Source organism: Janthinobacterium sp. PSRC1-1, from assembly GCF_049897525.1.
In the GTDB taxonomy this organism is placed as follows: Bacteria; Pseudomonadota; Gammaproteobacteria; order Burkholderiales; family Burkholderiaceae_D; genus Janthinobacterium; species Janthinobacterium tructae.
The window spans coordinates 271,837-296,205 of sequence record NZ_JAFCWK010000003.1; the positions used below are offsets into that span (position 1 = coordinate 271,837).

23 protein-coding genes and 1 pseudogene are annotated in these 24,369 nt (G+C 65.5%); 13 read left to right on the top strand and 11 right to left on the bottom strand.

Annotated elements, in window-relative coordinates; all coding sequences use genetic code 11:
* Nucleotides 1-19 precede the first annotated feature (19 nt).
* Nucleotides 20-304, top strand: a complete 285-nt coding sequence (locus tag ACP7DW_RS07815; RefSeq protein WP_426054648.1) for a hypothetical protein — start codon at nucleotides 20-22, stop codon at nucleotides 302-304.
* A 4-nt stretch (nucleotides 305-308) separates the two neighbouring features.
* On the opposite strand, the gene ACP7DW_RS07820 is transcribed toward ACP7DW_RS07815, so the two are convergent.
* The 9 genes and pseudogenes from ACP7DW_RS07820 to ACP7DW_RS07860 all read right to left on the bottom strand — a co-directional run bounded on the left by ACP7DW_RS07820 (nucleotide 309) and on the right by ACP7DW_RS07860 (nucleotide 8,323).
* Complete coding sequence (locus ACP7DW_RS07820) at nucleotides 309-1,925, bottom strand: DUF692 family multinuclear iron-containing protein (RefSeq protein ID WP_426054647.1); 1,617 nt, start codon at nucleotides 1,923-1,925, stop codon at nucleotides 309-311.
* A 17-nt stretch (nucleotides 1,926-1,942) separates the two neighbouring features.
* Nucleotides 1,943-2,245: a DUF2282 domain-containing protein gene (locus ACP7DW_RS07825; RefSeq protein ID WP_426054646.1), complete on the bottom strand. Its 303-nt coding sequence runs from the start codon at nucleotides 2,243-2,245 to the stop codon at nucleotides 1,943-1,945.
* Nucleotides 2,246-2,482: 237 nt separating this feature from the next.
* A complete protein-coding gene (locus tag ACP7DW_RS07830; RefSeq protein ID WP_034781856.1) occupies nucleotides 2,483-2,683 on the bottom strand; it encodes a YjfB family protein in 201 nt (66 codons plus the stop codon).
* Nucleotides 2,684-2,740: 57 nt separating this feature from the next.
* Nucleotides 2,741-3,277: a molybdopterin-guanine dinucleotide biosynthesis protein B gene (gene mobB, locus ACP7DW_RS07835; RefSeq protein WP_298410825.1), complete on the bottom strand. Its 537-nt coding sequence runs from the start codon at nucleotides 3,275-3,277 to the stop codon at nucleotides 2,741-2,743.
* Nucleotides 3,278-3,807: 530 nt separating this feature from the next.
* A pseudogene (locus tag ACP7DW_RS07840) lies at nucleotides 3,808-4,788 on the bottom strand (alkaline phosphatase family protein); the annotation flags it as partial.
* 100 nt (nucleotides 4,789-4,888) lie between these two features.
* Entirely contained in the window at nucleotides 4,889-5,578 is a 690-nt protein-coding gene (locus ACP7DW_RS07845; protein ID WP_426054645.1) for a general secretion pathway protein GspB, read from the bottom strand.
* 1 nt (nucleotide 5,579) lies between these two features.
* Entirely contained in the window at nucleotides 5,580-7,229 is a 1,650-nt protein-coding gene (locus ACP7DW_RS07850) for an AAA family ATPase (RefSeq protein ID WP_426054644.1), read from the bottom strand.
* Between the two features lie 51 nt (nucleotides 7,230-7,280).
* Nucleotides 7,281-7,805: a hypothetical protein gene (locus ACP7DW_RS07855; RefSeq protein ID WP_426054643.1), complete on the bottom strand. Its 525-nt coding sequence runs from the start codon at nucleotides 7,803-7,805 to the stop codon at nucleotides 7,281-7,283.
* A 230-nt stretch (nucleotides 7,806-8,035) separates the two neighbouring features.
* Nucleotides 8,036-8,323, bottom strand: coding sequence for a hypothetical protein (locus ACP7DW_RS07860; protein WP_071079060.1), 288 nt, complete (start codon nucleotides 8,321-8,323; stop codon nucleotides 8,036-8,038).
* Nucleotides 8,324-8,669: 346 nt separating this feature from the next.
* On the opposite strand from ACP7DW_RS07860, the gene ACP7DW_RS07865 reads away from it, so the two are divergent.
* The 12 genes from ACP7DW_RS07865 to ACP7DW_RS07920 all read left to right on the top strand — a co-directional run bounded on the left by ACP7DW_RS07865 (nucleotide 8,670) and on the right by ACP7DW_RS07920 (nucleotide 21,837).
* Entirely contained in the window at nucleotides 8,670-9,542 is an 873-nt protein-coding gene (locus tag ACP7DW_RS07865; RefSeq protein WP_426054642.1) for a BadF/BadG/BcrA/BcrD ATPase family protein, read from the top strand.
* Between the two features lie 2 nt (nucleotides 9,543-9,544).
* Nucleotides 9,545-10,279, top strand: coding sequence for a GntR family transcriptional regulator (locus ACP7DW_RS07870; protein ID WP_426054641.1), 735 nt, complete (start codon nucleotides 9,545-9,547; stop codon nucleotides 10,277-10,279).
* A complete protein-coding gene (gene nagA, locus ACP7DW_RS07875) occupies nucleotides 10,276-11,388 on the top strand; it encodes an N-acetylglucosamine-6-phosphate deacetylase (protein ID WP_426054640.1) in 1,113 nt (370 codons plus the stop codon). The genes ACP7DW_RS07870 and nagA overlap by 4 nt, the downstream gene beginning before the upstream one ends.
* Nucleotides 11,378-12,391 (top strand): SIS domain-containing protein, encoded by a 1,014-nt coding sequence (locus tag ACP7DW_RS07880; RefSeq protein WP_071079063.1) that lies wholly within the window; start codon nucleotides 11,378-11,380, stop codon nucleotides 12,389-12,391. The genes nagA and ACP7DW_RS07880 overlap by 11 nt, the downstream gene beginning before the upstream one ends.
* Before the next feature lie 132 nt (nucleotides 12,392-12,523).
* Nucleotides 12,524-13,783 (top strand): ABC transporter substrate-binding protein, encoded by a 1,260-nt coding sequence (locus tag ACP7DW_RS07885; protein WP_426054639.1) that lies wholly within the window; start codon nucleotides 12,524-12,526, stop codon nucleotides 13,781-13,783.
* A gap of 7 nt (nucleotides 13,784-13,790) precedes the next feature.
* Entirely contained in the window at nucleotides 13,791-14,660 is an 870-nt protein-coding gene (locus ACP7DW_RS07890) for a carbohydrate ABC transporter permease (protein ID WP_426054637.1), read from the top strand.
* Between the two features lie 13 nt (nucleotides 14,661-14,673).
* Nucleotides 14,674-15,510 carry a carbohydrate ABC transporter permease gene (locus ACP7DW_RS07895; protein ID WP_426054636.1) on the top strand — a complete coding sequence of 279 codons (837 nt, stop codon included), beginning with the start codon at nucleotides 14,674-14,676 and terminating at the stop codon, nucleotides 15,508-15,510.
* Nucleotides 15,507-16,535 carry a glycoside hydrolase family 3 N-terminal domain-containing protein gene (locus ACP7DW_RS07900; RefSeq protein ID WP_426054635.1) on the top strand — a complete coding sequence of 343 codons (1,029 nt, stop codon included), beginning with the start codon at nucleotides 15,507-15,509 and terminating at the stop codon, nucleotides 16,533-16,535. Before ACP7DW_RS07895 ends, ACP7DW_RS07900 begins: the two co-directional genes overlap by 4 nt.
* A gap of 57 nt (nucleotides 16,536-16,592) precedes the next feature.
* Nucleotides 16,593-17,939 carry an MFS transporter gene (locus ACP7DW_RS07905; protein WP_298410797.1) on the top strand — a complete coding sequence of 449 codons (1,347 nt, stop codon included), beginning with the start codon at nucleotides 16,593-16,595 and terminating at the stop codon, nucleotides 17,937-17,939.
* Nucleotides 17,940-17,953: 14 nt separating this feature from the next.
* Entirely contained in the window at nucleotides 17,954-19,087 is a 1,134-nt protein-coding gene (locus ACP7DW_RS07910) for an ABC transporter ATP-binding protein (RefSeq protein WP_426054634.1), read from the top strand.
* 159 nt (nucleotides 19,088-19,246) lie between these two features.
* Complete coding sequence (locus ACP7DW_RS07915; protein ID WP_426054633.1) at nucleotides 19,247-20,563, top strand: hypothetical protein; 1,317 nt, start codon at nucleotides 19,247-19,249, stop codon at nucleotides 20,561-20,563.
* An 80-nt stretch (nucleotides 20,564-20,643) separates the two neighbouring features.
* Complete coding sequence (locus ACP7DW_RS07920; protein WP_426054632.1) at nucleotides 20,644-21,837, top strand: DUF5009 domain-containing protein; 1,194 nt, start codon at nucleotides 20,644-20,646, stop codon at nucleotides 21,835-21,837.
* Here ACP7DW_RS07920 and ACP7DW_RS07925 read toward each other — a convergent pair.
* On the bottom strand, nucleotides 21,834-22,946 hold the full coding sequence (locus tag ACP7DW_RS07925; RefSeq protein ID WP_426054631.1) for an acyltransferase family protein: 1,113 nt from the start codon (nucleotides 22,944-22,946) through the stop codon (nucleotides 21,834-21,836). The genes ACP7DW_RS07920 and ACP7DW_RS07925 overlap by 4 nt on opposite strands.
* Complete coding sequence (locus ACP7DW_RS07930; protein ID WP_426054630.1) at nucleotides 22,943-24,256, bottom strand: glycoside hydrolase family 18 protein; 1,314 nt, start codon at nucleotides 24,254-24,256, stop codon at nucleotides 22,943-22,945. The genes ACP7DW_RS07925 and ACP7DW_RS07930 overlap by 4 nt, the downstream gene beginning before the upstream one ends.
* Nucleotides 24,257-24,369: the final 113 nt, after the last annotated feature.

A 24,369-nucleotide genomic window follows, 5' to 3' on the forward strand; every position in this document is an offset into this window, starting at 1 on the left:
ATTGCGGAGGGGAAGCGCCATGGACCATCCCGAACACGGTACGCGCAGCCAGGAACGCCTGATCGGCGACTTGCGCCAGGTCATAGAAAACGCGGAAGAATTGCTGCGTAACACAGACAAATACACCAGCAGCCTGTACCAGAGCGCGCGCGCCAGGCTGGAACTGGCCCTCGTCGGGGCCACCGCCGAGCTGGCCCGCTTTGAAGAAGAGCAAGTCACGCGCATGATGGACGCCACCCTGGCCGCGAATGCCCTGTACCGCGATCAGACGGGCGAAGCGCGCCTGCTGCGGGCCTTCGAATAAAGTGTCACGCCGCCAGCACCGCATGCGCCAGCCATTGGCGCAGGTGGGCGGCCAGGTCGAATGCCGGATCCCGCTCGAACGCCACATCGAGCGCGGCGCCAAACGTCTGCCCCTGCTGCAAGACCAGCAAGGCCGCATGCGCGGCCGCGTCCACTAGCAGGACCTGCGCCTTCCAGCGCGGCCGGCAGACCAGTGCCCAGTTGGCCACCTGCATATCGTGCGGAAACTGCCCATCATCATCCTGATGCGCCTGCCAAAGGGCCGCGACTTGCCAGTTCGATGCCAGCAAGGCGCAAGCGGGATGCAAGGCAAGACGGCGCGCTTCGAGCTGATCGGGATGCAGGGCGGCCAGCGCCTCGGGCGTCAGCGCTGGCGCTTCGGCCGCGTCATGGGCCAGGTGCACGGCCCATTCCAGGCGCGCCATGTCCGGCAGATAAGGCAACTCGGCCGCAGGCGGAAAACTGCTCAGAAAATCGGCGAAACGGGCGCCAAACTGGTTCAAATCGGCGCTACCTGACGGATACTGGCGCCCATACGCGCGCGCCAGGCCGCCAAAGAATTCTTCTCCCACCAGCGCCAGCACGACGGGATAGGCGTGGCCCAGGGTGCGGCGCCAGGTGGCGCTCAGATTGCCGCGGTACAGTGCGAAACGCTGCGGCACCGCCGCTCCCGCGAACGATGGCAAGGTTGCCGCAGGATCGAGCAAGGCCGTGGCAAACGCTTGCTGGCCGGCCGCCAGCGCATCAAGCGACGCGGGCCGTGGCGGTGGCAGCACCGGCACCGCATGCCACGGCGAATGTTGCTCGTGCTGCGTCAGCATCGCTTGCGCCTTGTCCGCCTCGCCCAGCAGGATGTCAAGGGCGGGCAAGTCCGTATCCCATTCGACCAGCGTGGGCACGGCGCCAAAGCGCAGCAAGGCGGCCGCATACAAGTCCCAGACGGGCTCGGCCACGGCGGCGCCATGGTGGTCGATCACGGCCTGCGGCGTCAGCAAATGGCCGCCCAGGTGCAGTTCGCCCACGCTGCCCGGCGCGATGGACTGCATGGCAAGCAGGGCGTCTTCGCCGTGGTTGCACTGGTTCACATACAGATTATTGATGTCGAGCAGCAGCCCGCAGCCGCTGCGGCGCGCCAGTTCCGCCAGGAATTGCGCCTCGCTCATGGCATCGTCGGCAAAACGCAGGTAAGTCGAGACATTCTCCAGCAAGATCGGTCTTTTCAGCACATCCTGCACCCTCCCCACCCTGGCGCACAACAAGTCGAGGGCCGCGCCATTCAAGGCCAGCGGCAACAGATCATTGAGTTGCCGCTGCGCCACGGCGCCCCAGCACAGGTGTTCCGACACAAGAAACGGCTCGATGCGCTCGGCCACGGCGCGCACGCGCTGCAGGTGCGCTTCGGAAAAGCCCCGCGCGGACCCGAGGCCCAGTCCCACGCCATGCAGGCTGATGGGGTAATCCTGGCGCAGAGTGTCTAACACATGACTATCCCAGCCCGACGGCTGCAGATAATTTTCGGTATGCACTTCCAGCCAGCCCACCTTGGGCCGGCGCGCCAGAAAATCGCGGTAGTGCGCGGCGCGCAGGCCGACGCCGGCAAGCGCCTCGATAGTCGGCGGCATGGAAAGGTGGCGGACGCTTAGGGCTGCGTCGCCGGTTTGGCGGCCTTGCCGGCCTTGATGGGCTTGACGGAGCCGCCCACCTGTTCGCACGTGCCCTTGGCAACGTAGGCCCATTCCGTGGGCAAGTTGTCCGCCTCGGCCTGCCCCGCGCAGGAATGCGCGCCATCGGACGAGGCGCAATCGTTCTGCCCTGCCTTGGCAACGCCGTAGCATTTTTCCTTGTCGCCAGGGGCGGGACCGTCGTGCGCGGCCGCGTTGACGGTGGTGCCGGCGCAGAGGCCCGCGAGGGCGGCGGCGATGAGAGCTTGACGTTTGTTCATGGGGAGTCCTCTTGCATGGTTCAAAGTAATGGCAGGCCCCAGGCTGCACTATGGGCAACGCGAGGGAATCGGCATCATTTTACTGAATCGGCCGCGCCATGGCGAACCATGGTCAATTAATCAACTTGACAGGAGCAGGAAAAAGTAAGTAACAGACAAAAACGCCCACTCCACCGTCGATGACGTTGGTGTGGGCGTGACGATGGCGAGCGCCAGACTGGCGCTGCGGGACTGCGCTCAGGCGGTCGTGTTGATGCGGTTACCGAGGTGAGCCGGCAGACTCGGCGCCGACTGTACCGGTGGCAACGCTGCCAGCAAGGCCGTGGCAGTCGAGCTTTGAATATCCTGGGCTTTTTTCAGGACAGTCAAACCGACGGCTTGCCGCGTGCCGGTCTCTGCCATCGTGGTTGACAGTTGAGCAATGCTTCCGACGTCCATACATTTCTCCAATGAGGTTCTACCAGTATTAACGGATGGCAGCAGCAAACCTTTAGCTTATTTTTCCAGCTTATTTTCCAACTGCAGCAGCAACCAGGCCAGCACCTGCTCGCGCGCATTCAAGTCCAGCCATTGCACGCCCTCACGCAGGTCGGCCGGCGCCGGACTGTCGGAGGCGACGGCGATCACATGAGGGTCATGCGGATACAGGGGTGCCTGCCCCACTTCCGGGCGGAACACTTCCAGCTTGGGGATGGGGTCCGTTTTGAAACCTTCGACCAGGGTCAGATCCGCCGGCCCCATGCGGGCCAATTGCTGCGCCAGGCTCGGCTCGGGCGCGCCGCGCAACTCATGCACGATGGCAAAGCGATACGGCGACGCCACCAGCACTTCCGCCGCCCCCGCCAGGCGCAACCGGGCGCTGTCTTTTTGCGGCGGTTCCAGCGCCAGGTCATGGTGGCTGTGCTTGACCAGGTTGACGCGCAAGCCGCGCGCCGCCAGTTCCTTCACCACAAATTCCAGCAGGGTCGTCTTGCCGCTACCGGAACGGCCGATCACACCCAGTACCGGGTGGGCGGGCATCGCATCGTGCATGGTCACTCCTTGATTGAGAAGCAGTGATTATACGCAGCCCCACCGGCGCCAACGCCCGGCGCGGGCGCCATGCATTGCCCAACTCATTGTCCAACTCATTGTCCAACTCATTGCCCGACTCAGGCGAGTGCCGGCTTGCCACCCTGCCGCCGGCGCCGGCCCGTCGGCCCGGGCGCTGCCTGCGCATGCCTGGCCCAACGCGCCAATTGCCGATGCGCAGCGATCACGCCCGCTTCGGCATCGGATTGCACGGGCACGGCGGCAACGGCGGCGACCAAGCCTTCAGCCTGCGCCAGCGGGGCGAAGTCGTGCGCCCGCACATCCGCTTCCCATGCGGCCCGCTGCGCCAGCACGGCAAAGGGCACGACGGGCGCCGCGCGCGGCTGCGCCAGGGTCAGCACGGCGCCCAGGCCGCTGGCGGCCGCCACGCGCGCGCCCATCTGGGGCAAGCCGCCATCGGCGCCGCGGCAAAAGCGCCGCAGGATGGTTTTGATGATCGACGTGTGATCGACCACCTGGTGGCTGACGCTGCCCGGCGCGATCAGCGGCGACACCAGCAGCATGGGCACGCGCACGCCGTACTGGCGAAACGCGGGGTCGTCGTCGGCGGCGGCGGGCGGCGGCACATGGTCGAAAAAGCCGCCGTGCTCGTCATAACTGAGGATCAGCAAGGTGCGCGGCCAGGCGGGACCGCGCGACAGGGCCTGGTAAACCTGCGCCACCAGCGCCTGGCCGGCGCGGATATCGGCCGGTGGGTGGTCGTCATTCTCAAAAAAATGCGGATCGATCCAGCTGACCGAAGGCAAGGTGCCCGCCAGCGCATCGCCGATGAAGCCATAGCGGCGCGCGCTGGCGCCAAAGGGCTCATACCACTCGGACGAGCGGTAATGGTCGTCGCTGAAGGCCAGGCTCCAGGGTTTCCAGGCGGAATAAAATTTCCAGCTAACCTGGGCCCGGTCCAGGTGGCGCACGAAGGACTTGTTCGCATACAGGGGCACGCGCTTGCTGTCGCGGCTGTCGGCCGCCTTGCCGCTGATCGCATACAGGCGGTTGGGCCAGGTGGCGCCCGGCACGGAACTGTAGCAGCGGTCGCAGACGCAGAACTGTTGCGCCAGGAAATCGTACATGGGCAAGTCGGCCCCATTGTAGTAACCCATCACCAGATCGATGTCGGGGTCGCCCGGATGCGTTTGCGCATAGTCGTCGACGAAGCCGCCGTTATTGTTTTGCAATTGCCGCGCCACCGACAGGCCCGTATGCGACGGGTCTTGCTGCGGGCCGAAGGCCGTGCGCCGCAAATGGTGCACGGGGTAGGTCACGCCCGCATGCAGGTTGGCATGACTGGCCTGCAAGCCGTCGATGTCGGCGCGGCCACTTTCCAGGCTCAGGTAGCCCAGCATGTGGTCGAACGAGCGGTTTTCCATCATCAGCACGACGATATGCTCGATGCGCGCCAGGCTTTCCGGCGTATCCGCATCAAGCGCACCCTCGCCAGCAGCGGCAGCAATCATGGGAACTCCCCGGCCGCGCACATGGGCGCAGCGACCCTGGTTCGACCAGGCCAGGTCAGGATGGTTCAGCTATGGTGGCCCGGCCTTGATGCGCAACAAGTCAATACGGCACGCGGTAGCGGTAGCCCTTGAAACTGAAGATGGCCGCCTTCGGCTGCAACTTTTCCAGCACCAGGCCCGGCGCCAGCTCCTCGCCCTCGTGGCGCAGCACCTTGTCGATCAGCAACAGGCGGTCGGCTGGATTCTTCGAATAGATATAGCCGCCGATGGCAATGGCGGGGATTTGCCGCTGTATCGGCTCGGGCAGGTCGCGCATGCCGGGGACGCTTTCCTCGGCGGCGGGCGTGGGCGGTACTGCAGGCGCCGGTGCCGCAACGGGCGGCGACACGGCCTGGCCGGGCGTCTCCTGCTTCGGCTCCGCCACGGGCCTGGCATGGTGCACGGGCGCGGCGGTGGCCGCTGGCGGCACGAAGGCCGCCACAGGCGCGGGGGCGACCGCCGCTGGCGGGGCAGCCACGGGCAAGGGCGCGGGCACGGCCTGGGCCAGCACGACTGGGACGACAGCAGCGGCCGCAGGCGCCGCCGCGTCCGCCTGCCAAGGCTGCCACAGCAGCAGTGCGGCAGCCACGGCCACGGCGACGCCGCCCAGCGCCAGCCACACGGGCGTGCGCCGCGCCGCGCCGGACGCTGCGCCATCATGCAGCTGCACTTGCGGTGCGTGGATCGACGGCAACTCGCCCAGCTGGCGCTCGGCCTGCGATTTTTTCAATGCTTCAAGTATGTAGGACATCTTATTTCCCCGCCACCATCGCCGTCGCAGCGGGTGCTGCCACGGCAGGAGCCGCGCTGCTCAGGCGCGGCTCCGCGTTGTCACCCAGTTGCCTCAGGCGTATGTACGTTTTCGGACCCGCCAGGCCATCAGCCCGCAAGTTCTGGCCCTGCTGGAAAGCGCGCAGCTGACCTTGCATCTCGGCATCGAGCGGCAGGTTGGCTGCCGGCGCCGGCCAGCCACGCTGCTGCGCCAGGCGCTGCGCCAGCCAGTCCACGTCGGCGCCACGGGCACCCAGCGGCACTTCGTCGCGCCAGCCGCGCGGGGCGCGCCAGAAGGTGGTAAAGCTGCCATCGCTGCGCTGCGCCAGCTGGGCCAGCGACAGGCTTTGTGGTTTGCCATCGAGCATCAAGGTGGCCGTCTCGCCCTGCAAGCGCGTCAGCAGCGCCAGCTGTTCCCTCCCCTCCCCGTCGCGCAGGGCCAGCATGGCGGGCGTATCGAGCACGCGCAGTTCGGCGATGCCGCCCCGGCTGTGCAGGCAGCGCAGGCCGGCGCGGGCGCCCGCCTGGCAAGCGTCGCCTGCCGGCAACTGCTCGCCCCACAGGGCCGCCAGCTGGCGCAGCACGGCGTTGCGGTCCGGCACGCTGACGGGCGCGGACGTCGATGCGGCGGCGGCCACCGCTGCGGACGCGGCCGGCACGGAGGCGGCCAAGGCCGGTGCCGGTGCAGTGACCGCCGGGACGGGCACGCCAGCGGACGGCATGAAATGCCAGGCCAGGCCAGCCGTGACCACGGCACCGGCCAGCACGCCGCCCGCCACGTGCGGCCAGCGCAGGCCCCGTGCGGCAGCCGGCTTGCCCTCTTCGGCAAACACTTCCTCGGCGGCACGGCGCACTATCTGGCGCGTCACCTGCGGCTGGTTTTCCACGTAGGCGCCCAGCAGCGCGCGGTCGCACAGCAGGTTGATGCGGCGCGGCACTCCCTTGCTCAAGGCATGGATCTGCGCCATCAGGCGCGGCGCGAACGGTGTCTGCGCCGTGCTGCCCGCCACGGCCAGGCGGTGGCGGACATAGCTGGCCGTTTCCTCGGCCGTCAGCGAGCCCAGGTGATAGCGGGCGATCACGCGCTGCGCCAGTTGCTCGAGCTCGGGCCGCGCCAGCATGGCGCGCAATTCCGGCTGGCCGATGAGGATGATCTGCAGCAGTTTGCGCTCGCTCGTTTCCAGGTTCGTCAGCAGACGCAGCTGCTCCAGCACGGCGGCGGACAGGTTTTGCGCTTCGTCAATGATCAGCACGTTGTTCTTGCCCTGCGCATGGCTGGCCAGCAAGTGTGCATTGATGGCGTCGACATAGCCTTTCACGCTGGCCACGCCGGACGTCACGGCGATGCGGAATTCCTCGCAGATCGACAGCAGCAATTCTTCGACGGACAATTTCGGATTGAAGATATAGGCGAGCTGGCAATTTTCCGGAATCTGCTCCATGAAGCAGCGGCACACGGTGGTTTTGCCGGCGCCGATTTCTCCCGTCAGCAGCACGAAGCCGCCGCCGCTGCCCACGCCATACAGCAGGTGCGCCAGCGCTTCGCGGTGGCGTTCGCTCATGAACAGGTAGCGCGGATCGGGGGCGATCGAGAACGGCGATTGCTTGAGCTGGAAATAATGCGTGTACATGGAGACCCTGCGGATGAAACGATCAAAATGCGCGGCGGCAAGCCGAACCCCTCAGCGGGTGCGGGCGGGCGGCAACGGCTTGTATTTGGCGCAATACACTTTCGCCTTGCTGCGGAAGTAGACGATTTTACTGCCAGGCATGGAACCACGGACAGGAAAGGCGGAATTGTCGAGTTTATTGAAACGCAGGCCCGAGGCGCCGCGGATGGCCGGTTCCAGCTTTTCCGGCGTCGAATCGGCCACCACGCCCATGAAGACGAGGGGACTGGTGTCGTCGCTGACGATCACGTCGGTAACGGGCGCGCCCCACAAGGTGGCGTCCGTGCGGAACCAGTAGGCGCCGCCTTCATGCTTGTAGGCGGGCCCGAAAGCCGTCAGCAAATACGCATGGAAGGCCTTGTTGTCGATCTGGTCGATGCACAGCACGGCATTGCCCACCACTTGCCCGAACGTGGACGGCGGCGGCTTGGCCTGCGCCAGCACGCCGGACACGGGGACACCGCAGGCCAGCAGGGCGAACGCCGCCAGCAGGGCCGGCGCACGCCAGGGGCGCATCAATGCACGGCGCACGCGCATGATCAGCGCTTGCGCTCTTCTTTCTTGACCTTCTTGGCTTCCTTCTTTTCCTTCATGCTCTTGGCCGGTTCCTTCTTGGCTTCTTTCTTGCTGTCCTGTGCCTTGCTCATCATCTACTCCATGCTTGGGCGAAAATGCCTGGGCCATTATGACACTCCCCCATGAAAATGCCACCCGAAAAGCAAAACGGCCGCACAAGGCGGCCGTTCCAGTCAGGCATCAGCGCACACTCAGTGCAGGCACAGGCGGCGGCGCGTCTTTTCGATCAGCTCCGCATCGTAGGGATGCAGGTTCTCGATAAAGAACAATTCCGTTTCCGCTTCATCTTCCAGGCACATTTCGAGCATGACCGGGCCATCGCTTTCGCGGCCCAGGAAATCCTTCGGCCAGCGGTTCTTGCGGTGCGTGCGCATCATTTCCATGCCCAGCTTGGCCAGCGGCGCCGACACGCCGGCGGCCAGCGCCTCTTGCTGCCAGTCGTCCCAGTACTCGCTCTTTGCTGCCTTGTCGTTCATCATGCTCTTCCAACTCAGATGTAAAAGGCGGACTTTACTCTTCATGGCGTCCCTTGCCAAGCATGCATACAAGCAATAGCGCAACACCAGACCTAGACCAGTCTGAAAAAATTGGCATTAAACAAGGCCAATTTCAATACCATTCGCCAAACACAAAAAATCCTTTATTAACAGCAAGTTGCAATCACCACCTCGGGCATGGCACGGCATCGCACAAGGCATTTGTTAATACCACTTAAATACCTGTTGACAAGCCATCGAGGCGACAATATAGTGCCTTCAGCTTTTTCGCCGCCCGACAAATAAAAAACCAGACAGGCGCAATCAACCATATGCGGGACTGCACAACATGATCGAATACATAATCGGCGTCGACGGCGGGGGCAGCGGCACCCGCGTACGCCTGGCGCGCCTCGATGGCCAGGAACTGGCGCAGGGACAAAGCGGCCCATCCGGCCTGGGACTGGGCATCGACCGCGCCTGGACGTCCGTGGCGCATGCCGTCACCCTGGCCTTCCGCGCGGCCGGCCTGGAACAGCCGTCGCTGCAGCGCATGGCCATCGGCCTGGGCCTGGCCGGCGTGCACAACAAGCAGTGGGCCGCCAGCTTTGTCGAACACAATCCCGGCTATGCCATGGTGGCACTCGAATCGGATGCCCTGACCACCCTGCTGGGCGCGCACGCGGGCCAGCCGGGCGTCATCGTTGCCATCGGCACGGGCAGCGTAGGCGAAGTGCTGCACGCGGACGGCAGCCGCCACGAAGTGGGCGGCTGGGGCTTTCCCTCCGGCGACGAAGCCGGTGGCGCCTGGATCGGCATGCGCGCCATCAACCACGCGCAGCAGGTGGTCGACGGGCGCGTGCCCGGCAGCGCCTTCGCCACGTCCATCATCGACGCCTGCGGCGGCCAGCGCAACGCGATGCAGGTGTGGCTGGCGGCCGCCAGCCAGACCACCTACGCGCAACTGGCGCGGCTGGTGCTCGAACACGCGGCCAGCAACGTGGTGGCGCGCACCATCCTGAGCGACGCGGGCCAGCAGATCGCCCTCATCGCCAGGGCGCTCGACCCGGCAGGCACCTTGCCCGTGGCCCTGTGCGGCGGCCTGGCGGCGCCCTTGTCTGGCTACCTGCCGGCGGCACTGTTGCAACTGGTCGTGCCGGCACAGGGCGACTCGGCCGCAGGCGGCCTGCGCCTGATCAGCAAGCACTTGCAGGAGCAATGACCATGCTGACCAAACTGTCCGGCTTCAAACCGAATCCCGCCAGCGACACGCCGCTCTACATGCAGCTGGCGAACATGCTGTCGGACGGCATCGCCAGCGGCGACTGGCGTGCCAACCAGGCCCTGCCCTCCGAGCGCGTGCTGTCGGACATCCTGGAAATCTCGCGCGTCACGGCGCGCAAGGCCATCGACATGCTGTGCGACCGGGGCATGCTGACGCGCAGGCGCGGCTCGGGCACCTACATCACGCCCAAGCTGGAGCAGCCGCTGTCGCGCCTGACGAGCTTTTCGGAAGAACTGCGCCAGCGGGGCTTCACGGCCGGCTCGCGCTGGCTGCAGCGCGATATCGGCGCGGCGGCGCCGCTGGAACTGCTGTCGCTGGGCCTGTCGCCGCACATGCCGGTGGCGCGCTTGCGCCGCCTGCGCACGGCCGACGACGTGGTGATGGCGATCGAGACGACCACCATCCCCGCGCTGTACATGCCGGACCCGCAACAGGTCACCGATTCGCTGTACGGCTACCTGGAGTCGCGCGGCACCATCCCGATGCGCGCGCTGCAGCATATCCGCGCCGTCAACGCCACGGCGGAACAGGCCAAGCTGGCCAACATCAAGACGGGTGAAGCCATGCTGCACATCACCCGTGTCAGTTATCTCGACAACGGCGCAGCGGTGGAACTGACCCACTCGTATTGCCGCAGTGATTATTATGAATTCGTAGCGGAGTCGCGCAGATGAGCAGCACTATCAAAGGCAATATCCTTACCCCCGGCGGCTGGATCCACGGCGCCATCGCCTTCGGCGAGCGCGTCGACAGCATCACGGGCGAGTCCCTCCACCCGTCGACCAATGGCGATGACTATATTTTGCCCGGCTTTATCGACCTGCACGTGCATGGCGGCGCCGGCAAGGACATCATGGAAGGCGGCGACGCCGTCTACACCATCGCGGCCATCCATGCGCGCCACGGCACCACCAGTCTGCTGGCCACCACCATGACGGCGCCGCCGGAAGACATCGACATGGCCCTGACGGCCATCGGCATCGCCGCCAACCACCGCCGCCCGAACACGGCGCGCGTGCTGGGCGCCCACCTGGAAGGCCCGTACATCAATTCCGGCAAGCTCGGAGCGCAGCCCAACTATGCGCGCGCCGCCACCCTGGCCGAAATCGAACGCCTGCAAACGCTGGCCAAGCTGCGCGTCATCACCGTGGCGCCGGAAATCGCCGGCCACCTGGACCTGGTGCGTGCCCTGGCCGACGCCGGCGTGCGCGTGCAGATCGGCCATACGCTCGGTTCGTATGAAGACGGCGTGGCCGCGCTGGAGCATGGCGCCATGGGTTTTACGCATTTGTTCAACGCCATGAGCGGCCTGCACCACCGCGAGCCGGGCATGGTCGGCGCCGCCCTGGCGCACGCCGAATACGCCGAACTGATCCCCGACCTGCTGCACGTGCACCCGGGCGCCATCAAGGTGGCCCTGCGCGCCATCCCGCGCCTGTACTGCGTCACCGATTCAACCGCCGCCACCGGCATGCCGGACGGCGAATACATGCTGGGCCGCCACGCCGTGCAGAAATGCATGGGCGGCGTGCGTCTGCCCGACGGCACGCTGGCGGGCAGCACCCTGACCCTGGACCAGGCGCTGCGCAACCTGGTGGGACTGGGACTGGACCTGGCCGACGCGTCCAAGCGCGTGTCGACCAATGCCGCCGATTACCTGGGCCTGGAAGAACGCGGCCGGCTGGCCCCCGGCACTTACGCCGATCTGGTGGTACTCGATCGCGATCTCAAACTCAAAGCTGTGTATATAGAAGGAGAAATCTGTGACCTCAATGATGCTTAAAGAAGCCATTTCCGCCGCCGAATGCGTCGCCCTGCAACTGGCCAGCGACACGGAACGCTATGCGGAACTGGGCCGCAAATTGAGGAGCACCTCGTTCTCGACCGCGCTGACCATCGCGCGCGGCAGCTCCGACCACGCCTGCAACTACGTCGCCTACCTGATCATGGCGCGCCTGGGCCGTGTCGTGGCGTCTCTGCCGATGTCGCTGGTGACCCTGAACAAGTCGCCGCTGGTGACGCGCGATACGCTGGCCATCTCGATCTCGCAATCGGGCCAGAGCCCGGACGTGGTCGAACCGATCCGCTACTTCCGCGACGGCGGCGCCACCACCGTGGCCCTCGTCAACGACATCGATTCGCCGCTGGCGCACGCCGCCGAATGGGCCATGCCCCTGCGCGCCGGCAAGGAACAAAGCGTCGCCGCGACGAAAAGCTTCATCACCAGCCTGGTCGCCGGTGCGCGCATGGTGGCCCAGTGGCAGAACGACCCCGAGCTGCAGGCGGGCCTGGAAGCGCTGCCCGAAGCGCTGCTCGAAGCGACCCGCGTCGACTGGTCGCCGGCGATTGACGTGCTGGCGCCGGCGCGCAATATCATGGTCGTGGGGCGCGGCATCAGCTTCCCCGTGGCGCTGGAAGCGGCGCTGAAATTCAAGGAAACGTCGGCCCTGCAGGCGGAAGCGTTCAGCGGCGCCGAGATCAAGCACGGCCCGATGGCCCTGATCGAAGACGGCTACCCACTGCTGATTTTTGCCACGCGCGGCCCGACGCAAGCCGGTTTGCTGCAACTGGCAACAGAGATGCGCGGCCGCGGCGCCAAGGTCTTGCTGGCGGCGCCCGCCGACGTGGCCGAGCGCGACCTGACCCTGCCCGTGGCGGCCACGCCGGACCTTGATCCGATCGTCGCCATCCAGTCCTTCTACGTGATGGCGGCGAAACTGTCGGCCGCGCGCGGCATGGACCCGGATGCGCCGCGCCACCTGAGCAAAGTAACAAAAACAAACTAAGCAATACCTGGCAACTGCGCCCCCGGCACGGGGCGCGGCTGCCGCCTGCAGCACCCGAATATAAGCGACGGCAAGGGCATGTACCCGCGCCGCGGACTCATGGACATTGGAGCGCCACGCTCCAGGATAAAAATGACGATCAAGAGACTGTTGGCGGTGTTTGCCTGCGCGGGCCTGCTCGCGCCGCAGGCATGGGCTGCCGAGAAAATCGAATTCTGGACCTTCAGCATGAAGCCCAAGTTCACGCCGTATTTCAATGCGGTGGTGGCGCGCTATGAGGCGCAGAATCCCGGCGTCAAAATCGAGTGGATCGACTTCCCGTGGGACATCATCCAGACCAAGCTGGTCACGCGCATCGTGGCCGGCACGCCGCCCGCGCTGGTCAGCCTGAACGTGCCCTGGGCCGATGAATTTGCGCGCGACGGCTTGCTCACGTCCATCGATGGCCTGATCGCGGAGGCGCGCGCCAGCTACATTCCCAGCGCCCTGGACGACTTGCGCTTCAAGGGCCGCACCTACGGTTTTCCCATGTACAGCAATGTCGCGGTGATCGCCTTCAATACCGCCATTTTCAAACAGGCGGGCCTCACGCGCGGCCCTGCCAGCCTCGATGAACAGCTGGCGTTCGCGCGCCAGATCGCGCAACGCACGGGCAAGGCCGGCATCGCCCCCGCCCTCTCCAAAATCGACGGCCTGTTCATGCAGCAGGGCCTGGCCGTGATTACCGACAACCGCGCCGTCTTCAATTCGCCGCAGCACGTGGCGCTGGTGCAAAAGCTGGCCGACACCTACAAGGCCGGTGGCCTGCTGAAGGAAAGCCTGTTCGCCGAAGATAATTTTCCGGCCGTGATCGACGCCTACAAGGGCGGCCGCCTGGGCATGCTGCTGGCGCCGCCCACGGCCATGCAGCGCATCCGCGCCGACGCGAAGGACATCTACGCGATCACCGACGTGGCGCCCGCGCCGCTGGGCCCCACCGGCATCGCCGACGGCGGCTGGCTGGTGCACTTCGCCATACCGAAAGGCGTACCGGCGCGCCTGCTGCCGTCGGTCGGCAAGTTCGCGCGCTTCCTGACGAACGATGAAAACCAGCTGGCCTTCGCCAGGCAGGCCAGCGTCTTCCCCACCACGGTGAAAGCGGCGGCCGACCCGTTCTTCCTGGCCACGCCAAAGAACGCGGGCGCGGCCGAGAAAGCCGTCGCTGCCGGCGCCCTGTCGATGGGCCACTCGCGCACCCTGTACGTGGCCGGCATCGACGACTACGACGAATTGCGCCGCTCGCTGGTCAAAGCCGTCGAGGCGGGCGTGACGGGCAAGCAGGACGTGAAGCAGGCGCTGGACCAGGCCGTCGCCATCTGGAACCGCAAGCTGGCCACCCTGCCGCGTCACTGAGGACAGCATGAAACTCACCCACCGCCACACCCTGCAAGCCTGGCTGTTCCTCGCCCCCGCCCTGCTGCTGCTGGCCGCCTTTTCCTTCTGGCCCGTCGGCTACGGCTCCGTGCTGGCCTTCACCGACTACAGCCTGATACGCGAGACGCGCTTCGTCGGCCTGGATAACTTCCGCTACATCTTCAACAACGAGATGTTCGTCTCGGGCCTGAAGAATTCGCTGATGTTCTTGCTGATGGTGCCCTTCGTGCAGGTGGGCGCCATCGTGCTGGCCGTGCTGGTCAACAACCGCCTGCCCGGCATCCGTCTGTTCCGCGCCGCCTTCTACGTCCCCGTGGTGACCACCGTGTCCGTGGTCGGCATCATGTGGGGTTTCATGTTCCACGAGCAGGGCGCGCTGAACTACGTGATGCTGACGTTAAAGCTGGTGAACGCGCCCGTGGGCTGGCTGACAAACGACAGCCTGGCCCTGTTTGCCGTGATGTTCGCCACCCTGTGGCGCGGCCTGGGCTGGTACATGGTGATGTACCTGGCGGCGCTGCAATCGATCCCGTCGGACATGCAGGAGGCGGCCATGCTCGATGGCGCCAACCGCTGGCAGCGCTTCTGGAAAATCACCGTGCCGATGCTGCGCCCGACCATCATGCTGTGCTCCATCCTGTCCGTGCTGGCGGCCCTGAAGGCGTACCAGGAAGTCGATGTGCTGACGCAGGGCGGCCCGATGAACTCGACCTTCACGGCGCTGTACTACGCGTATGACCAGGGCCTCAAGCACTTGAAACTGCCGCGCGCGCTGGCCGCCAGCTTCGTCGTCTCGCTGTTCTGCATCGGCATCGCCCTGCTGTGCCTGCGCTATCTGAAACCCAAGCACCGCTGACAGGGGCATGACCATGACAAGCCGTTCCCGCCCCCTGAAAACCCGACTGCAAATACTCGGCCACTATGCCGTGCTGTGCGCGATCGCCGTCGTCTGCGTCTTCCCGTTCTGGTGGACCCTGGTGACGGCCATTTCCACGGAGGGCAATATCTTCGCCTTCCCGCCCACCTTCTGGCCGAAGGCGCCGTCTTTTGAGAACTTCATCGCAGTGTTCGATGCGATCCCGATCTGGTCGTTCTTCAAGAACTCCGTGCTGATCGCCGTGTTCACCGTGTTCTGGAAACTGCTGCTGTGCTCTTTGGCCGCGTATCCGCTGGCGCGCCTGAAATTCCGTGGCCGCAAACTCGTGTTCGGCCTGATCCTGGCCACGCTGGTGCTGCCGTCGGAGGTGAACTTCCTCGTCAACTTCATCACCATCACGCAAATGAGCCTGGTCGACACCTACACGGGCGTGATCCTGCCCAACGTGGTGACGGCCGTGGCCATTTTGCTGCTCAAGCAGGCGTTCGAGGAAGTGCCGCAAGACCTGATCGACGCCGCGCGTGTCGATGGCGCCTCCGAGTGGGTCATCTTCAGCCGCATCATGCTGCCCCTGATCACGCCATGGCTGGCCACCGTCGGCATCCTGACGGCCGTCGAATCGTGGAATGAATACATCTGGCCGTCCATCGTCATGAGCAAACCCGATGAATTCCCGCTGTCGGTCGGCGTGCTGTATTTGCGCGGCACGTTTGGCAGCAGCACGCGCGTGATCGCCGCCGGCACCCTGATCACCATCGTGCCGACCCTGCTGGCCTTCCTGTTTACCCAGCGCTTCTTCATGCGCGGCATGGACGGCGCCGTCAAATGAGCGCCGCCATCGCCACCGACCTGCGCCGGCTTGCCGGGCAGCTGCTGATGACGGGCATCCCCGGCACCGAACTCGATGCGGCCACGGCGCAATGGCTGCAGGCCAGCGGCGTGCGCGCCGTATGCCTGCGCGCGGCCAATCTGCGCGACGCGGCGCAGCTGACGCGCCTGAACGCGGACTTGCGCCGTGCCCTGGGCCCGCAAGCGCTGATCGCCATCGACCCGGCCGGCATGCCCCCGGCTTACCCCGCCTGGCTGCCGCAGCCGCCGGGCGCCATGGACCTGTGCGCCCTTGGCGACGCGGAGCTGGCCAACGGCACGGGCGCGGCGACGGCGCGCGGCTTGCGCGCGCTGGGCATCAACTGGCTGCTGGCGCCCCTGATCCATCTCGACACCGGCGCCGCACAGGCACCTGGCGCGGCGCAGGCGTTTGGCGGCGATCCGGCACAAGCGGCCGCCATGGCGCAAGCCTGGACGGCGGGCTGCCAGGCCGAGGGCGTGGCGTGCTGCGCCAGGCTGTACCTGCCGCAGCACGGTGCCGGTGGCCAGCTGCCCAGCGTCGACAAGACCCGCTCGCAGCTGGAAGAACACGATTTCGTGCCGTTTCGCCAGGCCGCCACGCAGACGGCCTCGATGCTGAGCGCGCACGTGGTCTATCCAGCGCTCGACGCGCGCCAGCCCGCCAGCCTGTCGCACGCGGTGATGCATGGCTTGCTGCGCCAGCAGTGGACCTATGGCGGCGTGCTGCTCACGCCCGGCATCGACGCGCAGGGCGGGCATGTCGGCGCGCGCGCCCTGGCCGCCGGCGCCGACATGGCCCTGCTGGCCGATGCCGCGCAGTTGCCGGCCGCGCTGGACGACGTCAGCGCCGCGCTGGCCTCTGGCGCCCTGCCGCTGCAGGCCGTGGGCGCGCGGCTGCAGCGCCTGGCGGCCATGGCCGCACGCTACCCGGCCACCAGCGGCGTGTACGCGCAGGAGGCGGCCGACCGCATCATCATGGCCGAGGCCAGGCGGCGCTGCCAATAACCGCGCCTTTGCACCGAACGCAATACCCGACTATCAAGACGACCCGAGGAAGCATCCATGAACGACAAGACCAGCAGCAGCAACCGTAGCAAGGGCGGCGTCCGCAGCCCGATTTCGTGGGTGCCCACCTTGTACTTCGCCCAGGGCCTGCCGTTTTACGCGGTGGCCCTGGTGGCCGGCCTGATGTTCAAGAGCATGGGCGTGCCGAACGACCAGATCGCCCGCTGGACGGGCCTGATCGGCTTTGCCTGGGTCTTCAAGTCGCTGTGGAGCCCCTTCCTGGAGCTGGCGTCAAGCAAGAAGACCATGGTGGTGCTGTTCCAGTTCGCCGGTGGCCTGAGCCTGGGCCTGATCGCGCTGGCCCTGCAAACGCCGCTGTGGTTTGCCGCCTGCATCGCCGTGCTGTTCGTCGCCGCGCTGGCGTCGTCGACGCACGATATCGTCTGCGACGGCCTGTACATCGCCAGCCTGTCCGACAAGCAGCAGGCGGCCTACGCGGGCTGGCAAGGCGCCTTCTTCAACGCGGGCAAGTTCATCTCGTTGGGCGGCCTGGTGATCCTGGCCGGCTACCTGGAAAAAAATATCGGCGTCAAGCCTGCCTGGTCCGTGATTTTCCTGATCATCGGCGCCATGATGCTGTCGCTGGCCGCGTACCACCTGTGGGCGCTGCCGCAGGTGCGCAACGTGGCCGTGGCCGACAAGAGCGTGGCCGGCATCAGCCGCACCCTGTGGGACGTGCTGGTGGACTTCCTGAAAAAGCCCGGCATCTGGGGCATGATCGCCTTCATCATCCTGTTCCGCGCCGGCGAGGCGCAAGTGCAGACCATCGGCCCGCTGTTCCTGCGCGAAGCGCGCGAGCTGGGCGGCCTGGGCCTGTCGACGACGGAAGTGGGCGCCGTGTACGGCACGGCCGGCACCGTCGCCTTTTTGCTGGGCAGCGTAGGCGGCGGCTATTTCACCTCCTGGCTGGGCCTGAAACGCGCCATGCTGTTCCTGATCCTGGCCATGAATTTGCCGAATCTGGTGTTCTATTACCTGAGTCACAGCATGCCCACCGACCTGACCTTGATCACGGCCGCACTCAGCGTGGAAATGTTCGGCTACGGCTTCGGCTTCGTCGGCCTGATCCTGTTCATGATGCAGGTGGTCTCCGTCGGCAAGTACCAGACGGCCCACTATGCGTTCGCCACCGGCGTGATGCAGCTCGGCTTCGTGCTGTTCAAGATGATCAGCGGCGACATCCAGACGGCGCTCGGCTACAAGACCTTTTTCCTGTGGGTGCTGGTGTCGGCCCTGCCCGTGCTGATCCTGTCGCGCTTCATGCGCATCGGCGCCAAGGCCGATACCGGTACGCCCGACCTGAGCAAGGCCGATTCCCCCCAGGCGCCCGCCAGCGCCAGCTAGGATAGAACCACCCCATGGCACATATCGTCTTAAAGAATATCGTCAAGCTGTACGACGACAAGCATCCCGTCATCCACGGCATCGACCTCGCTATCGGCGACGGCGAATTCGTCGTCTTCGTGGGGCCTTCCGGTTGCGGCAAATCGACCCTGCTGCGCATGATCGCCGGGCTGGAAGACATCACGGACGGCGAGCTGCATATCGGCGGCAAGCTGGCCAACGATATCGCGCCGGCCGAGCGGGGCCTGGCCATGGTCTTCCAGAGCTATGCCCTGTACCCGCACATGACGGTGTACGAAAACATGGCCTTCGCCCTCAGCCTGGCCGGACACAAGAAGGCGGAGGTGCGCGCCGCCGTCGAACGCGCGGCCGAGATCCTGCAGATCACGCCTTTGCTCAAACGCAAACCGAAGGACCTGTCGGGCGGCCAGCGCCAGCGCGTGGCCATCGGCCGCGCCATCGTGCGCAAACCCAAGGTCTTCCTGTTCGACGAGCCGCTGTCGAACCTCGACGCCTCGCTGCGCGTGCAGATGCGCGTGGAGATTTCGCGCCTGCACCAGGAACTCAAAACCACCATGATCTACGTCACGCACGACCAGGTCGAGGCGATGACCCTGGGCGAGCGCATCGTCGTCTTCAACGGCGGGCGCATCGAGCAGGTAGGCAGTCCGCACGCGCTGTACAACCATCCCGGCAACCTTTTCGTGGCCGGCTTCCTGGGCGCGCCGAAGATGAACTTCATCGCTTGCGAGGCTGTCGCCTGCGGGCCCGGCACGGTGGCCGTGCGCCTGCCCGGCGGCGCCGTGATCGCCGTCGAAGCGCAGGGCGATGGCGTAGCGCCGGGCGACCAGCTGACCCTGGGCGTGCGCGCCGAGCATGTCAGCCTGCAGCACGGGGAGACGGCGAACGACAACGTGATCGATGCCCGTGTCAGCCATGTCGAATACCTGGGCGACGTGGCCATCGTTTACGCCGGCATGCCGGGCGCGACGGAGATGCTTGCCGTCAAGCTGCCGGCCGAGGATGGCGTGCGCCGGGCGGGCGACGCCATGCGCCTGCATTTGCCGCCGCAGCGCTGCCTGCTGTTCGATGCCGCAGGGCAAGCACTGGCGCGCACGTTTGCCGCACCCGCTCAGCCGTTTATGTGACAATAGCCGCTCTGTATCATGCCGCTTCTGTTTGTCTTATGCAGTCAGACTGGCGGAAATGTGTTTTTTCGAGCTTCCCTGCCCCTTTGCGATGCCGCTGCACGATGTTGCCGCTGCCACTGCAGGTGCGTATTTTTGTTATTGATTGAAGGATAACCCATGTCCCAATTCCGTCTTGCCCGTCTCAGCCTGATCCTGGCCGCCATCGGCCTCAATGTCCTGCCTACCCTGTCGCACGCGCAGGATGCCAAGCCAGCCGCTGCCGCCGGTGCACCCGCCGCCGTGCCCGCAGACACGGTACGTCCTGAAGTATTCAAACTGCTCGATCCGGCCGCCGTCAAAGCCTCGATGGAGGCAAAAAACTACGCCGACGTGCAAAGCCGGATCGACCAGGCAGCCGCCATTCCCGCCCTGACGCCCTACGAATTGTTCGTGCTGAACCGCCTGCGCGTGGCGCTGGCCTCCACCACCAACAATGCGGCCATGGCCATGACGGCACTGGAAGCGGTGATCGAATCGGGCAAGCTGGACAAGAAAGCCCAGGGCGACTTCATCCAGGCGCTGGCGAACTACCACTACAACGCCAAGGATTACCCGAACGCCATCAAGTGGTTCACCCGTTACCAGACGGAAACGGGCGACGTGGCCAGCGTGCGTCCCTACATCATCCGCGCCTATTACTTCAGCAATGATTTCGCGCGCGCGAAACAGGAACTGATGGCCGACCTGACGGCCAAGCAGCAAGCGGGCAAGACGCCGACCATGGAAGAACTGCAATTGCTGGCCAATACGGGCTCGAAGAGCAAGGATCCGGCCACCTATCTGGTCGCCATGGAAAACCTGGTGCGCTACTACCCGTCGGATGACTACTGGAGCGATTTGCTGAGCCGCACGCAAGGCAAGGCCGGCTATTCGGACCGCTTCGCGCTCGACGTGCTGCGCCTGCAATTCAAGGCCGTGGGCACCATGCCGCCGCAAGATTACAGCGACATGGCGGAAATCGCCTTGCAGAACGCCTTCCCGACGGAAGCGAAAAAAGTGCTCGACGCGGGCTTTGCCAAAGGCGTGCTGGGCACGGGCGCGAATGCCGCCAAGCACAAGAAACTGCGCGACCAGGCCAACAAGGCCGCCGCCGACGATGCGAAAAACATCGCCAGCGGCGAAGCCTCGGCCATGAAGAGCAAGGATGGCACGGGCTTGATCAACCTCGGTTACGCCTTCGTGACGATGGACCAGTTCGACAAAGGTATCGACCTGATCCAGAAGGGCATCGCCAAGGGCGGCTTGAAGCGTCCAGAAGACGCAAAACTGCGCCTCGGCTATTCCTACGCCATGGCCGGCAAGAAAGACGACGCCATCAAGGTCCTGGAAACGGTCAAGGGCGGCGACGGCGTGGGCGATCTGGCCCGCTACTGGATCCTGTGGCTGAACCGTCCTGCCACGGCAGCGGCGGCACCGGCAGCAGCGGCGCAGTAATTCCGGCGCCCCGCAGCATGCGCAAGGCAGTTCCCGGCTCAGGCCGGGGCTGCTTTTTTTTTCGACCTTTTCCTCCTTCCATGCCGCCAGCCACCGCCCCCGCACCTGAACGATTGACCAGCCTGGACGCCTTTCGCGGCTGCGTGATCGTCACCATGATCTGGGTTAACTACCTGGCCGGCATGCCAGGCATTGCCTTCTGGCTCGAACATGCGGGTCCCCGCGCCGACGGCATCACCGTGCCCGACCTGGTCTTTCCCGGCTTTCTGTTCATGGTCGGCATGGCCATTCCGCTGGCCTTGCAGCGCCATTGCGGCCGCGTCACGCCAGCCTTGCTGGGGCGTTTGCTGTGGCGCTCCGCCAGCCTGATGCTGGCCGGCGTGGTGCTGGCGAATGCCTACCGCTACGATGCACAGGCGGCGCTGCTGCCGCAGGCCATATACTTGCTTCTGTTTTATATCGCCATGATGCTGCTGTGGCGCCAGGGCGCGGGCAAGCTGGAACTGGCCGCCGGCGGCGCGCTGATGCTGTTCCTGCTGGCGACGTTCCGCGGCGAATTAAATAGCGAGTTTTCCAGCACCTGGCTGCAACCGTCATGGTGGGGCATCCTCGGCATGATAGGCTGGTCTTATCTGCTGTGCAGCCTGCTGTACCTGGCGTGCCGGGGCAGCGGCACGGCGCTGATGGGCATGTTTGCCCTGCTGCTCGTGCTGTACATGGGTGGCACGGCGGGCAGCCTCGATTTCCTGCCGGCTGGCGTCAACGCCATCGTCAACGTGCCGCAAGTGCTCGGTTCGACGGCGGCCAACGTGCTGGCCGGCACCCTGGTGGGCCAGCTCTTCCTGCGCGGCGCCGCCCTGAGCCATCGGCAGCGCATCCGTTTCATGGCGTGGTTCGCGCTGGGCCTGCTGGCGGCCGGCCTGCTGCTGCGGCCGTATCACCACATCAACAAGATCGCCGCGACGGAATCGTACACGCTGGTCTGCAGCGCCATCATCCTGGCCCTGTTCCTCGTGTTTTACATCGTCATCGATGTGTGGCGCTGGCGCGCCTGGACGGTGGTGCTGTTGCCCGCCGGTACCAATGCCCTGTTCGCCTACATCGTGCCCGACCTGTGGCAGCAACTGGCGGCCGTGCTGCACCTGCCGCGCTTCTGGTGGCCGTATCTGGCGACGGGCGGGGCGGCCGGCCTGTGGAATGCCGCCGCCGTCACCGCCCTGATGCTGCTCTTCACCGCGCTGGCCACGCGTTGCGGCATGAAGCTGAAGTTTTAGACCTTGATATAGATCTTGCGCTTGTCCATGGCGTAGGCGATCAGCCAGCACAGCAGCATGAAGCTGACGGCAAACAGCAGCGAGCCCACGCGCGCCGGCGCCCAGCCCGTAAACCACTGCTGGTACAGCCACTGGTACAGGTTGCCGCTGCCGATGCGCACGGTAAACGCGATGATCACCAGCACTTCCGACACCAGGTAAATGAACAGGGTGTTCTTGCCGAAAACCTCAAAGAAATACGTCCAGCCCGTGATCCTGCGCACGTCGATGATGAACATCAGCAGCGCCAGCAGCAGCAAGTCCAGGCCGATGCCCAGCATCACGTAAGAGCTGGTCCACAGCTTCTTGTTGATCGGAAATACTTCATTCCAGCACAGGGCCACGGCCACGCAGATGAGGCCGGCCACGGCCAGCTGAACCAGGCTGGAGCGCAGCTGCGCCGGCGCGGCCTGGCGCAAGAAACTGCCTGCCAGGTAGCCGGCAATCACATTGACGATGGCCGGCAAGGTGCCGAGCACGCCTTCCGGATCGAAGGCGAGGCCTTCGCCGTGATACAGGTGGCTGTCGCCCAGCAGGAACAGATCCAGCCTGGCTGGCGCATTGCCGTGCAAGCTGTAGTCGCCAAAGCATGCCAGGATGGCCCAGTAACCGAGCAAGGCGCAGGCGCAAAAGACCAGCGCGCCGCGCGTCTTCCAGTAATGCAGGATCAGGGCGGCGGCCAGGTAGCACACGGCGATGCGCTGCAGCACGCCGGGGATGCGCGTGTGCGACAGCGGCGACCAGGCGAACTGGCCCGCGTCGTCAATCTTGAAGAAGGGAAACCAGTACAGCAGGAAGCCCAGTAAAAAGATCAGCGCGCTGCGCCTGCACAGCCTGGCCAGCACGGCGCCATGGCCCAGGTGCTCATATTTGCCCAGCGCAAAGGCCAGCGCATTGCCAACGACAAACAAAAAGCTGGGAAAGACCAGATCCGTCACCGTAAAACCATGCCATTCGGCATGCAGGAACGGCGCATACACCTTGCCCCAGTCACCCGGTGTATTGACGACGATCATCAGGGCCACGGTCAGGCCGCGCAGGACGTCGAGGGCGAGGTAGCGCTGGTTCATGGCTGCGCCCCCTGCAGGACCGGCGCCAGGGCCGTGCCCAGCACCTGCTGCGCATCGCCGCTCAATTCCCAGAACATGCCACCACGCAAACCCTTGTCGCGGATATAGCGCACTTTATGGGCCACCGACTGCGCATCTTCATAGCTGATGAAGACGCCGCTGTCGCGGTTGTACAGATACGGCACTTGCGACGCGGCATTCCAATGGCGCCGGAAGCCGCGCGCGCCCTTGCCATCGACCAGGTAGCCCTGCTCGATCAGATGCCGGTAAGTGAAGGTCGGCGTGGCGTCATTGCCGCTGGCCGCGCCCTGGCAAGGCTGGTACAGGCCATCGCCGCGGGGACCGGCGGCGCACTGCTGCCAGCCATAGCCATAGAAGGGCACGCCCAGCACCAGCTTGGCGGCAGGCACGCCGGCGCGCAGGAAGCGCGTCACGGTGGCGTCCGCATGCAGCTGCTTGTCGCGCTGCGGGTCGGCCGGATCGGCATACAGGGGTGCCAGCTGGCCATTCTCGGCATCCCACACGCCGCGGTAGTCATACGTCATCAGGTTGATCCAGTCCAGCTGCGCCGCCAGGCGGACGATCCAGCCCGGCGCGGCATCGCCGTCATCGCTCAGGCTGGCATGCGCGCCGGCGGCGATGGTGATCAGGTAATGGCGGCCGGCCGCCTGCTTGCCGGCCTGCTCGAAGGCGCTGCGCAGTTCGCTAACCAGGCGCACATAGTTTTCCTTGTCGCCGCTGCGGTGGCAAACCTTGCCTTCGATGCAGGGAATGCCCCCCGTGGCCGGATGCTCCCAGTCGATATCGACGCCATCGAGGCCATGCCGGCGCACCAGTTCCAGCGCGGAAGCGATGAACGCCTGGCGCGCGGCCGGCGTGGCGGCCACGTCCGAAAAGCGGTTCGACCAGATCCAGCCGCCCACCGACAGCAGCACGCGCAGCCGTGGATTGCTTTGCTTGAGCGCATTGAGCTTGCGCAAGTTGTCGGCATCGGCTTGCGGCGCCGGCAGCACGATGCTGCCATTGGCCGGCCGGGACGGCTGGCCCTGCGCATCGAGGCAGGCGCTCACGCCGCCGCCCTCGGGTGCGGGGTTGCCATGTTCGCCATCCCAGCAGATGTCGGCGAACGCGTACTGGATCAGGCTGACATTGCCAGCGCGAATATTGTGCTCGCTCACGGGAAAATCGGCCGATTTCCAGCCGGGATAATAAGCCACCACTTCCGGCGCGAAGGCCGGCGCGGCAGGCGCGGCGGAGGCGGCCAGCGGCAGCGCGCAGGCGCAGCAAACCAGCATTGCATGTAATGTCATCGGAGCTATCCCACCATATCAAGAAAACCAACTTGCAATAAAAAAATGGCGGAGCCAGCTGCGCTCCGCCATTGTCATGCCATCCCGGGTGTCCGCCGGGCGGCATCCACTAC

Excerpts from the sequence above, each read along its gene's own strand:
- ACP7DW_RS07915 (WP_426054633.1), top strand. The coding sequence starts at position 19,247 with ATGTCCCAATTCCGTCTTGCCCGTCTCAGCCTGATCCTGGCCGCCATC.
- mobB (WP_298410825.1), bottom strand. The coding sequence starts at position 3,277 with ATGCACGATGCGATGCCCGCCCACCCGGTACTGGGTGTGATCGGCCGT.
- ACP7DW_RS07850 (WP_426054644.1), bottom strand. The coding sequence starts at position 7,229 with ATGTACACGCATTATTTCCAGCTCAAGCAATCGCCGTTCTCGATCGCC.
- ACP7DW_RS07900 (WP_426054635.1), top strand. The coding sequence starts at position 15,507 with ATGAGCGCCGCCATCGCCACCGACCTGCGCCGGCTTGCCGGGCAGCTG.
- ACP7DW_RS07865 (WP_426054642.1), top strand. The coding sequence starts at position 8,670 with ATGATCGAATACATAATCGGCGTCGACGGCGGGGGCAGCGGCACCCGC.
- ACP7DW_RS07870 (WP_426054641.1), top strand. The coding sequence starts at position 9,545 with ATGCTGACCAAACTGTCCGGCTTCAAACCGAATCCCGCCAGCGACACG.
- ACP7DW_RS07890 (WP_426054637.1), top strand. The coding sequence starts at position 13,791 with ATGAAACTCACCCACCGCCACACCCTGCAAGCCTGGCTGTTCCTCGCC.
- ACP7DW_RS07855 (WP_426054643.1), bottom strand. The coding sequence starts at position 7,805 with ATGCGCGTGCGCCGTGCATTGATGCGCCCCTGGCGTGCGCCGGCCCTG.
- ACP7DW_RS07830 (WP_034781856.1), bottom strand. The coding sequence starts at position 2,683 with ATGGACGTCGGAAGCATTGCTCAACTGTCAACCACGATGGCAGAGACC.
- ACP7DW_RS07825 (WP_426054646.1), bottom strand. The coding sequence starts at position 2,245 with ATGAACAAACGTCAAGCTCTCATCGCCGCCGCCCTCGCGGGCCTCTGC.
- ACP7DW_RS07880 (WP_071079063.1), top strand. The coding sequence starts at position 11,378 with ATGATGCTTAAAGAAGCCATTTCCGCCGCCGAATGCGTCGCCCTGCAA.
- ACP7DW_RS07895 (WP_426054636.1), top strand. The coding sequence starts at position 14,674 with ATGACAAGCCGTTCCCGCCCCCTGAAAACCCGACTGCAAATACTCGGC.
- ACP7DW_RS07845 (WP_426054645.1), bottom strand. The coding sequence starts at position 5,578 with ATGTCCTACATACTTGAAGCATTGAAAAAATCGCAGGCCGAGCGCCAG.
- ACP7DW_RS07860 (WP_071079060.1), bottom strand. The coding sequence starts at position 8,323 with ATGATGAACGACAAGGCAGCAAAGAGCGAGTACTGGGACGACTGGCAG.
- ACP7DW_RS07820 (WP_426054647.1), bottom strand. The coding sequence starts at position 1,925 with ATGCCGCCGACTATCGAGGCGCTTGCCGGCGTCGGCCTGCGCGCCGCG.
- ACP7DW_RS07910 (WP_426054634.1), top strand. The coding sequence starts at position 17,954 with ATGGCACATATCGTCTTAAAGAATATCGTCAAGCTGTACGACGACAAG.
- ACP7DW_RS07925 (WP_426054631.1), bottom strand. The coding sequence starts at position 22,946 with ATGAACCAGCGCTACCTCGCCCTCGACGTCCTGCGCGGCCTGACCGTG.
- ACP7DW_RS07930 (WP_426054630.1), bottom strand. The coding sequence starts at position 24,256 with ATGACATTACATGCAATGCTGGTTTGCTGCGCCTGCGCGCTGCCGCTG.
- ACP7DW_RS07920 (WP_426054632.1), top strand. The coding sequence starts at position 20,644 with ATGCCGCCAGCCACCGCCCCCGCACCTGAACGATTGACCAGCCTGGAC.
- ACP7DW_RS07905 (WP_298410797.1), top strand. The coding sequence starts at position 16,593 with ATGAACGACAAGACCAGCAGCAGCAACCGTAGCAAGGGCGGCGTCCGC.
- ACP7DW_RS07885 (WP_426054639.1), top strand. The coding sequence starts at position 12,524 with ATGACGATCAAGAGACTGTTGGCGGTGTTTGCCTGCGCGGGCCTGCTC.
- ACP7DW_RS07815 (WP_426054648.1), top strand. The coding sequence starts at position 20 with ATGGACCATCCCGAACACGGTACGCGCAGCCAGGAACGCCTGATCGGC.
- nagA (WP_426054640.1), top strand. The coding sequence starts at position 10,276 with ATGAGCAGCACTATCAAAGGCAATATCCTTACCCCCGGCGGCTGGATC.